Genomic DNA, 13,222 nt, shown 5'->3' with positions numbered 1-13,222 from the left:
TCATTTATGGAGGTTAGCGTTTTGCGGTCAGAATTTAGGTTATTAATCATTAATCCTGGATCCAATTCAACACAAGTTGGTGTATTTGATGATGAAAGATGCATTTTTGATAAAGAAATCGTGCATGCTCCAGAAGAACTTGATAACTATAGCCGAGTTGTTGAGCAGTCTGCGTTTCGCAAACACCAGATCCTGGAACTGTTGGATTATCAAGGGATTAACATTTCAAAGTTGTCTGCCGTATGTGGAAAAGGTGGTTTGCTTCGCCCCATTGAAGGTGGAACGTATAAGGTTAATGAACCAATGCTCTATGACTTAAAAACTGGACAATACGGGGAGCATGTCTCGAATTTAGGTGGCATTATTGCACACGAGATAGCTTCAGGACTTAATATAGATTCATTTATAGTAGATCCGGTAGTAGTGGATGAACTTGATGATATAGCCAGATATTCTGGCATTCCAGAAATCCAACGAAAAAGTATATTTCATGCTCTAAACCATAAGGCTGCAGCAAGAAAAGCAGCAGTTGATTTAAATTCTTCCTATCAGGAAATTAATCTCATCGTCATACACGTGGGAAAAGGAATCACGATAGGTGCTCATCAAAAAGGAAAGGTAATCGATGTCAATAATGGACTCGATGGTGATGGGCCATTCACGATGGAACGATCGGGGAGCGTACCGATTGGGGATTTCCTGAAGCTCTGTTTTTCCAAAGAGTATACGTATGAGCAACTATTCAAAAAAGTTGTAGGAAATGGCGGAATAAAGGGTTATCTCGGTAAAGGAAATTTACATGAACTAGAGAATAAGGTCAAGTCAGGTGATACGTATGCGAGAAAAATATATGAAGCCATGGCATATCAAATCGCAAAAGAAATTGGTTCCTTAAGTACCGTTTTATCTGGTGAAGTTCATGGAATTGTCTTTACAGGGCTCCTTGGAAAGGAAAGCCTGCTTACCGAATTGATAATGAAAAGAGTAAAATGGATAGCCGATATTATGATTTATCCCGGAGACAATGAAATACAGGCCTTAAATGAAGGCGTATTGCGAGTACTTAGAAATGAAGAAGATTTTAAAATTTATACTGCCAATGAGGAGTGAAACGATGTCCAAAGAATATGATTTGGTTATTTTGGGTGGCGGAACTGGTGGATATGTTGCAGCCATCAGAGCTTCCCAACTAGGATTGCAAGTAGCAATCGTGGAAAAAGCAGAATTGGGTGGAACTTGTCTCCATCGCGGATGCATACCTTCTAAAGCTTTACTCCGTAGTGCAGAAGTGTACAGGCAAACATTAGAAGCTGCAGAATTTGGTGTGGAAACACGTGATACAACATTGAATTTCACGAACGTGCAGGATAGAAAACAGAGGATTGTTAATACATTGCACCAAGGTGTACAAGGGTTAATGAAAAAGGGAAAAATCGATATTTTTGAAGGGTTTGGCCGAATTCTTGGACCAAGCATTTTTTCACCTATGCCTGGCACCATATCGGTTGAATATGAGAATGGCGAAGAAAACACGATGATTGTGCCAAAGAATGTTCTAATAGCAACAGGATCACGTCCTAAATCACTTCCAGGTCTTGAAATCGATGGTGTTTCTGTTATGAGCTCTGATGAAGCACTTCAGATGAAGGAATTGCCACAATCTATTTTAATTATTGGTGGGGGTGTTATCGGAATCGAATGGGCTTCCATGCTTTCTGATTTCGGAGTAAAAGTGACTGTACTGGAGTACCTCGACCAAATTTTACCGACAGAAGATAAAGACATCGCAAAAGAGATGGAACGTCTGCTAAAGAAAAAAGGTATTTCTATTATCAAGGGAGCGAACGTTTTATCCGATACGCTGATTAAAGATTCTGGCGTATCCATTCAAGCAGAAATCAATGCTGAAAAACGGACATTTAACGCAGAAAAAATACTTTTATCCGTTGGGAGACAAGCTAATACTGAAAACATAGGCATCGAAAATACCGATATTGTTCTAAAAAACGGATATATCGAAACCAATCGTAATTATCAAACGAAAGAATCCCACATTTACGCAATTGGAGATGTTATTGGAGGCATGCAGCTTGCCCATGTAGCTTCTCATGAAGGAATTACCGCAGTTGAACATATGGCTGATCAAGAACCACATGCACTAAACGATGAAAACGTCCCAACTTGCATCTATTCCAATCCGGAAGCTGCCAGTGTGGGACTCAGTGAAGAAGCGGCGAAAGAAAAAGGCTACCAAGTCAAAACAGGGAAATTCCCCTTTAAAGCTATTGGAAAAGCGCTTGTATATGGTGAATCTGATGGCTTTGCAAAAATCGTTGTGGACAAAAACACAGATGACATATTGGGTATCCACATGATTGGTCCCCATGTAACGGACATGATATCAGAAGCTGGACTTGCCAAAGTACTTGATGCTACACCATGGGAAATGACACAGTCCATCCATCCACATCCAACACTATCTGAAGTTTTAGGTGAAGCTGCTTTAGCTGTAGAAGGCAAACAAATTCATGGTTAAATAAGGAGGGAATTTTCATGTCAGCGATTCGGCATAGAGAATTAGAATTGTCAGATGACAAGGTTTTGGAAATGTTTAAAACAATGCTATTGGCTAGAAAACTCGACGAAAGAATGTGGCTTTTAAATCGGTCGGGAAAAATTCCATTCGTCATTTCCTGCCAAGGACAGGAAGCTGCACAAGTTGGAGCGGCTTTTGCACTGGACAGAGAAATAGACTATATTGCACCCTATTATAGAGATATGGGTATCGTTCTAGCTTTTGGCATGACTACAAAAGAATTAATGCTTTCGGCGTTCGCTAAAGCAGATGACCCAAATTCTGGCGGAAGACAAATGCCTGGTCACTTTGGACAAAAGAAAAATAGAATCTTAAGTGGTTCATCACCTGTAACAACCCAGGTACCACATGCAGTAGGGGTTGCACTTGCAGCAAAAATGGAAAAGAAAGATTTTGTTTCTTTCGTGACTCTGGGTGAAGGTTCATCCAATCAGGGGGATTTTCATGAAGGACTTAATTTCGCAGGTGTGCACAAGTTGCCAGTAATAACCATGGTGGAAAACAATAAATATGCCATCTCCGTTCCTTATGAAAGACAGGTTGCCAGTAAGAATGTGGCGGATAGAGCCCAAGGGTACGGTATGCCTGGAATTACAGTGGATGGTAATGACCCATTAGCGGTATATGCGGCTGTAAAAGAAGCAAGAAATCGTGCTGTTGCGGGAGAAGGCCCGTCTTTAATAGAGGCTATTACCGATCGACTAACTGCGCATTCCAGTGACGATGATGATCGTACGTACCGTGAAAAAGGCGAAGTGGAAGAAGCCCGAAAAAAGGATTCTATTATTACATTTGCCAGTTACTTAAAGGAAGCAGGCATTTTGACAGATGAAAAAGAACTTGAAATGAACGAAGAAATCAAGGAAATCGTAAACGAAGCAACTGATTTCGCAGAAAATGCGGCATATGCTGATCCGGAACATGCGCTTAAATACGTCTATGAAGAAGAAGAATAGGAAGGGGGATAATTATGCCAGTAATGTCATATATCCAAGCAATAACCACTGCTCTAAGGGAAGAAATGGAGCTTGATGATAAAGTATTTATTTTAGGAGAAGATGTGGGTAAAAAAGGTGGCGTTTTTAGAGCCACTGACGGATTGTTTGAACAATTTGGGGAGAATCGTGTACTTGACACCCCCCTTGCTGAATCTGCCATAGCAGGTGTCGGGATAGGTGCTGCAATGTATGGTATGCGCCCTGTTGCAGAGATGCAGTTTGCCGACTTTATCATGCCAGCTGTCAATCAGATCATTTCTGAAGCTGCAAAAATGAGATATCGTTCCAATAATGACTGGAACGCACCAATTACCATCCGTGCACCATATGGCGGGGGAGTTCATGGTGCACTTTATCATTCCCAATCTGTCGAAGCTGTATTTGCAAACCAGCCGGGACTGAAAATTGTTATGCCTTCCACCCCATATGACGCAAAAGGGTTACTGAAGGCTGCAATACGCGATAATGATCCAGTTCTTTTCTTTGAACACAAACGGGCATATCGATTACTGAAAGGAGAAGTTCCTGAAGATGATTATATTCTGCCGATAGGTAAAGCAGATGTAAAACGGGAAGGAGACGATATAACAGTCATTACATATGGATTATGTGTTCATTTTGCATTGCAGGCTGCTGAAAAACTGGCAGAAGATGGCATAAATGCGCATATTCTTGACTTAAGGACTGTTTATCCTCTCGATCAGGCTTCGATTATCGAAGCAGCCAAAAAGACCGGAAAAGTGTTACTTATTACAGAGGACAATAAAGAAGGAAGCATCATAGGCGAAGTTGCTGCAATTATAGCTGAACATTGCCTGTTCGATTTGGATGCTCCCATACAAAGACTTGCCGGTCCTGATGTACCATCGATGCCATATGCACCTCCAATGGAAAAATTCTTTATGATGAATCCGGACAAAGTAGAAAAAGCAATGCGTGATTTAGCTGAATATTAATTAATAGACAGGAGGCTCATAGGATGTCTACCCAAAAGATAACAATGCCCCAGTTAGGGGAGAGCGTAACGGAAGGAACAATAAGCACCTGGCTCGTTAAAGTCGGTGATCAAGTAAATAAATATGATCCAATTGCAGAAGTGATGACGGATAAAGTGAATGCAGAGGTACCTTCATCATTTACTGGTACGATTAAAGAACTCCTTGCAGAAGAAGGGGAAACAGTAGCAGTTGGTGAACTGATTTGTTCGATAGAAACAGAACATACAGACAGTAAAGAGCCCGAAGAAAAAGCTACTACCGATTTATCAACGAATAGCATTGAATTATCAAGTCAAGATACAAACGATTCGATGAAAAAGCGATATTCTCCTGCAGTTCTCCGACTGGCACAAGAAAATAATATCGAGTTAAGCAATGTAACAGGATCGGGACGGGGAGGAAGAATTACAAGGAAGGACCTAGAAATAATCATCGCATCTGTTGATATGCCAAAACCTGTCCAAGAAGAGGGGATACCTGTTGCCAAATCCGATGGTAAAAAGAAACCAGAAACAGGCACCAAACAACCCCAAGCCCAATCAGGTGATATTGAAATACCTGTCAAAGGTGTAAGAAAAGTAATTGCACAAAATATGGTTAAGTCCACACAAGAGATACCACATGCCTGGATGACAGTTGAAGTGGATGTAACAGACCTTGTGAGCTATCGCAATAAAGTTAAAAGTGAATTTAAAAATACGGAAGGTTTCGGATTGACATTCTTTGCATTCTTTGTGAAATCTGTAGCTCAGGCTTTAAAAGAATATCCTCAGTTGAACAGTATGTGGGCAGGAGATAAAATAATCCAGAAAAAGGAAATCAACCTTTCCATTGCAGTCGCCAAGGAGAGTGAACTCTTTGTACCGGTTATAAAACATGCGGATGAAAAAACAATCAAAGCCACTGCCCGTGATATCTATGAACTTGCCAGGAAAGCTCGAAATGGGAAGTTGACTTCAGAAGATATGCAAGGTGGAACTTTCACAGTAAATAACACTGGGACATTTGGCTCCATCTCTTCCATGGGTGTGATTAATCATCCACAGGCTGCAATTCTTCAAGTTGAATCCATCGTTAGGAGACCAGTCATTATCAATGATATGTTCGCAGCACGTGATATAGTGAATTTAGGATTGTCATTCGATCATCGCATACTAGACGGCCTTGTTTGTGGAAGATTTCTTTCACGTGTGAAGGAAATTCTCGAAAATATGAATGAGGAAACCATCAATTTATATTAAGGAAGGCAGAAACAGAATCTGCTCCTGCGCCAAACAATTAAATTGAAAATTTCTTCTAGTCTTGGTAAGCTTATGAAAGTAAGATAAATATATTAAATGTAAAGGGATGGGTATACTATGGATTTCAATTTGTTCATGCAGGATGTCGTCGATGCTGCACGTAAAGATATAAAAGAAGCTGGCTACGAGGAGCTTAGAAGTCCTGAAGAAGTTGATAGTGCATTATCACGTGAAGGCACTACTCTGGTAATGGTCAATTCAACTTGTGGTTGTGCAGGTGGGGTTGCACGCCCAGCCGCTGCGAATTCCATTCACTTTGACAAACGACCTGATCATTTAGTTACCGTTTTTGCTGGTCAGGACCGTGAAGCTACAGAGAAAGCAAGATCATATTTTGAAGGATTTCCACCTTCATCACCCTCATTTGCTCTAATGAAGGATGGAAAAATAGTAACGATGCTTGAAAGACATGATATTGAAGGACATAGTGCTATGGAAGTAACTAGTAAACTACAAAATGTTTTTGAAGAACACTGTAACGAATTGTAAGTAGAATTTTTTTGAGGCTGCCATGTAAAAGTGCCAGCCTCATTTATACATATTACAGAAGTTAAGGGGCTATAGAAGTGAAGATTGGCTATCGAACGATTAAAACTGCAATCGGTACACCGCTTTCTATTTCGATTGCACAATTATTCGGGTTAACAAATTACGTATCAGCAGGAATCTTAACCATCTTATGTATTCAACCTTCAAGAAAAAGATCCTTTTACAGTGCCTGGCACCGATTTTTGGCTTGTATGATAGCAAGTATCTATGCCCTTGTTTTTTTTGAACTTCTTGGGTACCACCCACTTATTCTCGGTCTGATGCTCGCACTTTTCATACCGACAACTGTATTTTTCAAAATCACTCCCGGCATATCTACCAGCACCGTTGTAACGTTAAATCTATACAGTTCATCCAATATCACTTTCGCGTTATTAATCGATCAGTATATATTAATTATTGTAGGGATTGGTACTGGATTGCTATTAAATTTATACATGCCGAGTCTGGATAAAAATTTGAAAGAAAAGCAGGAAAAGCTCGAGGAAAATTTCAGAATCATTCTTTATGAATATTCCCGTTACATCAAATATAAGGATACCAGCTGGAAGGGCAATGAAATTACGGATAGTGAGGACATATTAAAGGAAGCTAATCATTTGGTTGAAAGGGACAGGGAGAATCACCTTCTTAGGAATAAACACCCATATCGTGATTATTTCAGAATGCGAGCTAACCAAATTGAATTATTCAAGAAAATGCTTCCACTTGTTACGAATTTACCTAATACAGATTTAATTTCAGAAAAAATTGCGAATTTCTTTGAAAAGCTGTCAAATTCGGTCCATCCTGGAAACACTGCAATCATTTACCTTGATCAATTGAAGGAACTACGGGAAGAATTCAATAAGGTGGAGTTGCCAACTACGCAGGAGGAATTCGAAACGAGGGCAAATTTGTTTCAGCTGATGCATGAGATTGAAGATTACTTAATGATAAAAAAGAAATTTAAAGAAAGTGATATCAAACATCCTAAAAAGAAGAAATGAACAAAAGCGAGGGGAGCCGCTTAAGGGACGTACAGACTACGCTCCAATCTGTGGGGTCGTTCGACTTGTTGAACATTCCTACATAGAAGAGGAAACTTAACTGTCACCAAATCTTTCCGTGACAGCATTAGATGTACGGCTGCAACTTTTTCCTATCTCCAAATAAAGACTGGTTACCTGTAAGTAACCAGTCTTTATTCTACAAAAATATTTTTATTAAATAAAGAATGCCAACCCATACGTTAATGTGGATACCAGCATTAAGATGATCATGATATAAATAATAATTTTATTTCTGCGTTCGCGTTTAGAGCGTTTTTTCGGAGCAGATTTGTGGTTAACATTTGTAGCCAATTGAGGTCCTCCTTTATTCACATTACTTATTATTTATTCTATCGTGAATAATAGTTCTGGACAAGTATTAAAAAAAGATTGAAAATAGAATTAATGGGAACAATTTAAACCATTTAGGGGGGATTAATAGATGGATGAAAAAAAACAGCAGCTAACTGAAAAGAAAAAATGGGAAAATTCAGTAGCACAAACATTAAAGCGCTTTCCAGAAAGGGAAGAAACATTTACCACATCATCCGATATCGAAGTACAGCGTTTATATGATGCCGAAAGCAACTCCTATAAATTAAGCTATCCAGGTCAATATCCTTATACACGCGGGATTCAGCCCAGCATGTACCGGAGCAGATTCTGGACGATGCGGCAATATGCAGGTTTCGGTTCTGCAACAGAGACAAATAAACGATTTCGTTATCTTCTTGATCAGGGCCAAACCGGTTTGTCGGTCGCTTTTGATTTACCGACACAAATTGGCTATGATTCAGATGATATTATGTCTGAAGGAGAAGTCGGTAAAGTTGGAGTGGCAATCGATACATTAAAAGATATGGAACAGCTTCTTGATCAGATACCACTGGATAAGGTCAGTACTTCCATGACGATCAATGCACCGGCTTCCGTTCTCTTATGTATGTATATTGCAGTAGGGGAAAAACAGGGTGTCCCGTTGGAAAAGCTTACAGGAACAATACAGAATGATATTTTAAAAGAATATATAGCACGGGGAACTTACATTTTCCCACCGAAACCATCGATGCGGTTAATCACGAACATATTTGAATTCTGCCAAAAGTACGTTCCAAAATTCAATACAATTAGCATTTCTGGCTATCATATTAGAGAGGCCGGTTCAAACGCTGTACAGGAAGCGGCTTTTACGATTGCTAATGGGATAGCTTATGTGGATGCAGCGATTGATTCTGGTCTTGATATTGATTCCTTCGCACCAAGGCTTGCATTCTTTTTTAATGCCCACAACAATTTTTTTGAGGAAGTGGCTAAATTCAGAGCAGCCAGAAGAATATGGGCGAAGATTATGAAGGAACAATACAAGGCAAAAGACCCAAAAAGCTGGAAACTTAGATTCCATACCCAGACCGGTGGCTCAACATTGACGGCTCAACAACCGGATAACAATATCGTCCGAGTTACATTGCAGGCCCTCGCCGCTGTCATGGGAGGCACCCAAAGCCTGCATACCAATTCACGTGATGAAGCTTTATCACTGCCTACAGAAGAATCAGCGAGAATAGCATTGAGGACCCAGCAGATTATTGCACATGAAAGTGGTGTTGCGGATACGATTGACCCATTGGGTGGTTCCTATTATGTGGAAGCTTTAACGGATGAAATGGAACGGAAAATCAATGACTATCTCGATCACATTAAGGAAATTGGTGGAGCCGTCCAAGCTGTGGAAGAGGGCTATATGCAACGAGAGATACATCAGAACGCATATGAGATACAGAAACGGATTGAAAAAGAGGAAGAAATCATTGTCGGTCTAAACAAATTCAAACTGGATGAAGAGGTGAACCCTGATTTGCTAAAGGTCGATGAGGCGCTTGAAAAAAGCCAAATCGAATCTTTACAAACAATTCGTAACGAGCGTAATCAGGAAGCAGTTAACAAGGCATTGGCGGAACTGAAGGAAAATGCAAAGCATGCACAAACAAATTTAATGCCATCTATTCTTGAAGCTGTACGAGCCTATGCATCCGTTGGTGAAATCTGTAATGTTTTACGTGAGGAGTTTGGAGAGTATACAGGTCTATAAGGGGGAGAACATATTGAAAAAAATTCGTGTACTAGTTGCAAAACCCGGATTGGATGGTCATGACCGTGGTGCTTTAGTTATCGCTCAAGCCCTGAGGGATCATGGTATGGAAGTCATTTATACAGGATTGCGCCAGTCACCGGCTCAAATTGCGCAAGCTGCTGTACAGGAGGACGTAGATGTTATCGGTCTGTCTTCATTGTCTGGTGCACATCGCACTTTATTTCCGAAGGTTTTGGAAGAACTCGAAAAACGTAATGCAAGCGACATTCCAGTGATAGCGGGTGGAGTTATTCCAAGTGAAGACATTCCATATCTAATCGATAAAGGTATCAAAAAGATATTTACTAGTGGTTCATCTACTGAAGTGTTAGCTGATTACATTCAGGAACTTATTGACCCGAAAACAAAATCGATTGAAAAGCCTCACAAAATCGCTCATATCGGGATAGCGGTTGAAAGCATAGATTACGCCCTACCGTTTTATACAGACTCATTAGGACTGGAACTTGAAATGGTCGAACAAGTGGAATCGGAAGGGGTGAAAATTGCCTTTATTAAAATTGGAGAGACGAGACTGGAATTATTGGAACCCTTGAATGATTCTTCTTCAGTCCGAAAATTCCTCGATAAGAAAGGAGAAGGAATTCATCATATCGCACTGGAAGTTGATGACATAGAGACGAGATTACAGCAATTGAATAAGCAAGGAATTAAATTGATCAACGAAAAAGCAAAAACTGGTGCCCATAATAGCCAAATAGCATTTATTCACCCAAAAGCCGCAAATGGTGTCCTATTCGAATTATGCCAGCATGAAAGGAATGAAGATTGATGGATATGTTCGATAAAATTAATGAATTATATGATAAACGAAGACAAGTTGAGCTTGGTGGTGGTGATCATCGCATCGAAAAGCAACATGAAAAAGGGAAAATGACAGCAAGAGAGCGTATAGAATACTTGCTTGATGAAGGGACTTTTGTAGAACTAAATCCTTTCATCGAAACGAGAGTAACCGATTTTGATATGAATGGTAGTGGCGGCAAGGGTGAAGGAGTTGTAACAGGATACGGTAAAATTAACGGGAAATCAATCTATTTATTTGCCCAGGATTTTACGGTATATGGTGGTGCTTTGGGAGAAATGCACGGTAAAAAGATTGCCGCTGTTATGGATTTGGCGGCCAAAAACGGGTTTCCTTTTATTGGGCTAAATGATTCCGGCGGTGCAAAAATTCAGGAAGGGGTTTCTTCCTTAGACGGTTATGGTCATGTATTCTACCGAAATACAATCTATTCTGGTGTGATTCCCCAAATCTCTGTCATTATGGGACCTAGCGCTGGAGGTGCTGTTTACTCGCCGGCAATTACAGACTTTGTGATTATGGTTGAAAAAACTTCCCAAATGTTTATAACCGGCCCGAAAGTAATCGAAACAGTTACTGGTGAAAAGATTTCAGCCGAGGATCTTGGTGGGGCACATATACATAATTCAAAAAGTGGAAATGCACATTTCCAGTCAGAATCAGAAGAAGAAGCATTGGATATTGTCAGGCAATTAATTGGTTACTTGCCCGCAAATCATAAAGAAAAACCAGAAAAACTTCCCTATAGTCCGGATTCCCATGCCAATCAAAGTGAACTTCGTCCGGATCTGACTGAACTCATACCACTTGACGCACTTAGACCATATGATGTGAAGAAAGTAATCGATCAAGTCGTCGATCCGGACAGTTTCCTTGAAATCCATAGCAAATTCGCCAAAAATATTGTTATCGGTTTTGCCAGAATAAAAGGTGAAACAGTTGGTTTCGTATGCAATCAGCCTAAATACTTAGCTGGTGGTTTGGACATTGATTCCAGTGATAAGGCAGCCCGCTTTATCCGACTGTGTGATTCATTCAATGTCCCGATTATAACATTTGAAGATGTAACAGGTTTCTTTCCAGGTGTAAAACAGGAGCATGCAGGCATTATACGTCATGGTGCCAAAATACTTTATGCCTATTCAGAAGCGACTGTACCAAAAATAACTGTTATTACAAGAAAGGCCTATGGGGGTGCGTACGTCGCACTGAACAGCAAATCAATTGGAGCGGACCTTGTCTATGCATGGCCAAATGCTGAGATTGCTGTAATGGGGCCAGAGGGCGCAGCGAACATAATTTATGGGAAGGATATATCCGAAAGCGAAAATCCTGAACAATTACGTCAGGAAAAAATCGATATGTATCGGGAAAAATTTGCCAACCCCTATGTGGCTGCGAGTCTTGGAATGGTTGACGATGTCATTGATCCCCGAGAAACTAGACTTAAACTCATTCAGTCTCTCGAGATGTTGCGCAACAAACAAGAGGAACGACCAACTAAAAAACATGGAAACATTCCACTGTAAAAAACAGACAACTTGTAGTAGCCTATACATTGGAGGTTTTAATATGACAAAAGTGAACCAGAAACGGTTAATAGAAGAATTTATTGAACTCGTAAAAATCGACTCTGAGACAAAATTTGAGACTGAGATTGCTGAAGTTCTAAAAAAGAAATTTAAAGATTTAGGTCTTGAAGTCGTCGAAGATAATAGCAAAGAGGTAACAGGCCATGGCGCGGGTAATTTGATATGTACACTACCTGCCAATATAGATGGAGCAGATCCAATTTACTTTACATCCCATATGGATACAGTCGTACCAGGAAAAGGGATTCAACCTACCATAAAAGATGGCGTGATTACTTCAGATGGGACGACTATCCTTGGGGCAGATGACAAAGCTGGACTGGCTGCGATGCTTGAGGCTGTCCGTATCATGAAAGAAAATAATATACAGCATGGTGATATTCAATTCGTGATTACAGCCGGGGAAGAATCCGGCTTGGTTGGTGCAAAAGCATTAGACAAATCACTCATCCATGCTAAATATGGTTATGCATTGGACAGCAACGGAGATGTCGGGGATATTATTGTAGCTGCACCTACTCAAGCGAAAGTATTTGCAGTAGTTAAAGGGAAAACTGCCCATGCTGGAGTTGAACCGGAAAAAGGAATCTCCGCTATAACGCTCGCAGCAAAAGCAATATCCAATATGCCTCTCGGTAGAATTGATGAGGATACGACAGCCAATATCGGTCGTTTTGAAGGTGGGAAACAGACCAATATAGTTGTTGATCACGTAGAAATACTAGCTGAAGCAAGATCTCTTGTACAAGAAAAAATGGAAGAACAAGTTGCGAAAATGAAAAAAGCATTTGAACAGACCGCAGAAAAGTATGGTGGGTCTGCTGATGTGACAGTAAAAGTCATGTACCCTGGTTACAACCAAAAAGAAGGAGATCAGGTTGTTGAAGTAGCCCGAAAAGCTGCTAAATCTATCGGCAGAGAAAGTAAACTGCTGAAAAGCGGTGGGGGAAGTGATGCAAATGTTATTGCCGGACTTGGCATTCCCACCGTTAATTTGGCCGTTGGTTATGAAGGAATTCACACAACAGATGAGAAGATCTCTGTCGATGACCTCGTTAAAGTTACCGAATTAGTTACTGCGATCATAAAAGAAGTAGCAGGAAACTAGCAAAGAAACCCCCTTTAAGCAATTAAGCTAGAGGGGGTATTTCATTATGTTATAATTAAACAATACGATCAGATAAAGGATGTAATTTTAAT

The 13,222-nt window shown here is 40.3% G+C and carries 12 protein-coding genes and 1 pseudogene; 12 read left to right on the top strand and 1 reads right to left on the bottom strand.

Annotation, left to right across the window (positions count from 1 at the left end):
- Positions 1-6: 6 nt before the first annotated feature.
- The 8 genes and pseudogenes from buk to MN204_RS15265 all read left to right on the top strand — a co-directional run bounded on the left by buk (position 7) and on the right by MN204_RS15265 (position 7,431).
- Positions 7-1,110, top strand: coding sequence for a butyrate kinase (gene buk, locus MN204_RS15295; RefSeq protein ID WP_249871946.1), 1,104 nt, complete (start codon positions 7-9; stop codon positions 1,108-1,110).
- Positions 1,111-1,114: 4 nt separating this feature from the next.
- On the top strand, positions 1,115-2,536 hold the full coding sequence (lpdA, locus tag MN204_RS15290; RefSeq protein WP_249871945.1) for a dihydrolipoyl dehydrogenase: 1,422 nt from the start codon (positions 1,115-1,117) through the stop codon (positions 2,534-2,536).
- 17 nt (positions 2,537-2,553) lie between these two features.
- A complete protein-coding gene (locus MN204_RS15285) occupies positions 2,554-3,552 on the top strand; it encodes a thiamine pyrophosphate-dependent dehydrogenase E1 component subunit alpha (protein ID WP_249871944.1) in 999 nt (332 codons plus the stop codon).
- Positions 3,553-3,566: 14 nt separating this feature from the next.
- The gene (locus MN204_RS15280) at positions 3,567-4,550 is read left to right on the top strand and encodes an alpha-ketoacid dehydrogenase subunit beta (protein ID WP_249871943.1); all 984 of its coding nucleotides are present in this window, start codon (positions 3,567-3,569) and stop codon (positions 4,548-4,550) included.
- A 23-nt stretch (positions 4,551-4,573) separates the two neighbouring features.
- Positions 4,574-5,018 (top strand): annotated as a pseudogene (locus MN204_RS21730) (biotin/lipoyl-containing protein); the annotation flags it as partial.
- Between the two features lie 20 nt (positions 5,019-5,038).
- A complete protein-coding gene (locus tag MN204_RS21725) occupies positions 5,039-5,833 on the top strand; it encodes a dihydrolipoamide acetyltransferase family protein (RefSeq protein WP_438804711.1) in 795 nt (264 codons plus the stop codon).
- Positions 5,834-5,950: 117 nt separating this feature from the next.
- Positions 5,951-6,382, top strand: a complete 432-nt coding sequence (locus tag MN204_RS15270) for a BrxA/BrxB family bacilliredoxin (RefSeq protein WP_249871941.1) — start codon at positions 5,951-5,953, stop codon at positions 6,380-6,382.
- A 77-nt stretch (positions 6,383-6,459) separates the two neighbouring features.
- Positions 6,460-7,431: an aromatic acid exporter family protein gene (locus tag MN204_RS15265; RefSeq protein WP_249871940.1), complete on the top strand. Its 972-nt coding sequence runs from the start codon at positions 6,460-6,462 to the stop codon at positions 7,429-7,431.
- Between the two features lie 216 nt (positions 7,432-7,647).
- Here MN204_RS15265 and prli42 read toward each other — a convergent pair whose 3' ends face one another.
- Positions 7,648-7,785: a stressosome-associated protein Prli42 gene (prli42, locus tag MN204_RS15260; protein WP_249871939.1), complete on the bottom strand. Its 138-nt coding sequence runs from the start codon at positions 7,783-7,785 to the stop codon at positions 7,648-7,650.
- Positions 7,786-7,915: 130 nt separating this feature from the next.
- Between prli42 and MN204_RS15255 the strand changes: the two genes are divergently transcribed.
- Genes MN204_RS15255 through MN204_RS15240 form a run of 4 tightly spaced genes read left to right on the top strand, consistent with a single transcriptional unit; the run spans position 7,916 to position 13,130 of the window.
- Positions 7,916-9,562: an acyl-CoA mutase large subunit family protein gene (locus tag MN204_RS15255; protein ID WP_249871938.1), complete on the top strand. Its 1,647-nt coding sequence runs from the start codon at positions 7,916-7,918 to the stop codon at positions 9,560-9,562.
- Between the two features lie 13 nt (positions 9,563-9,575).
- A complete protein-coding gene (gene mce, locus MN204_RS15250) occupies positions 9,576-10,397 on the top strand; it encodes a methylmalonyl-CoA epimerase (RefSeq protein ID WP_249871937.1) in 822 nt (273 codons plus the stop codon).
- Positions 10,397-11,959 (top strand): acyl-CoA carboxylase subunit beta, encoded by a 1,563-nt coding sequence (locus MN204_RS15245; RefSeq protein WP_249871936.1) that lies wholly within the window; start codon positions 10,397-10,399, stop codon positions 11,957-11,959. Before mce ends, MN204_RS15245 begins: the two co-directional genes overlap by 1 nt.
- A gap of 43 nt (positions 11,960-12,002) precedes the next feature.
- A complete protein-coding gene (locus MN204_RS15240) occupies positions 12,003-13,130 on the top strand; it encodes a M20/M25/M40 family metallo-hydrolase (protein WP_249871935.1) in 1,128 nt (375 codons plus the stop codon).
- Positions 13,131-13,222 lie beyond the last annotated feature (92 nt).

The organism is Oceanobacillus saliphilus (genome assembly GCF_023522835.1).
Taxonomy (GTDB): Bacteria; Bacillota; Bacilli; order Bacillales; family Amphibacillaceae; genus Oceanobacillus; species Oceanobacillus saliphilus.
The sequence above is the reverse complement of the archived record's forward strand: the minus strand, read 5'-3'. Positions and strand labels throughout refer to the sequence as shown.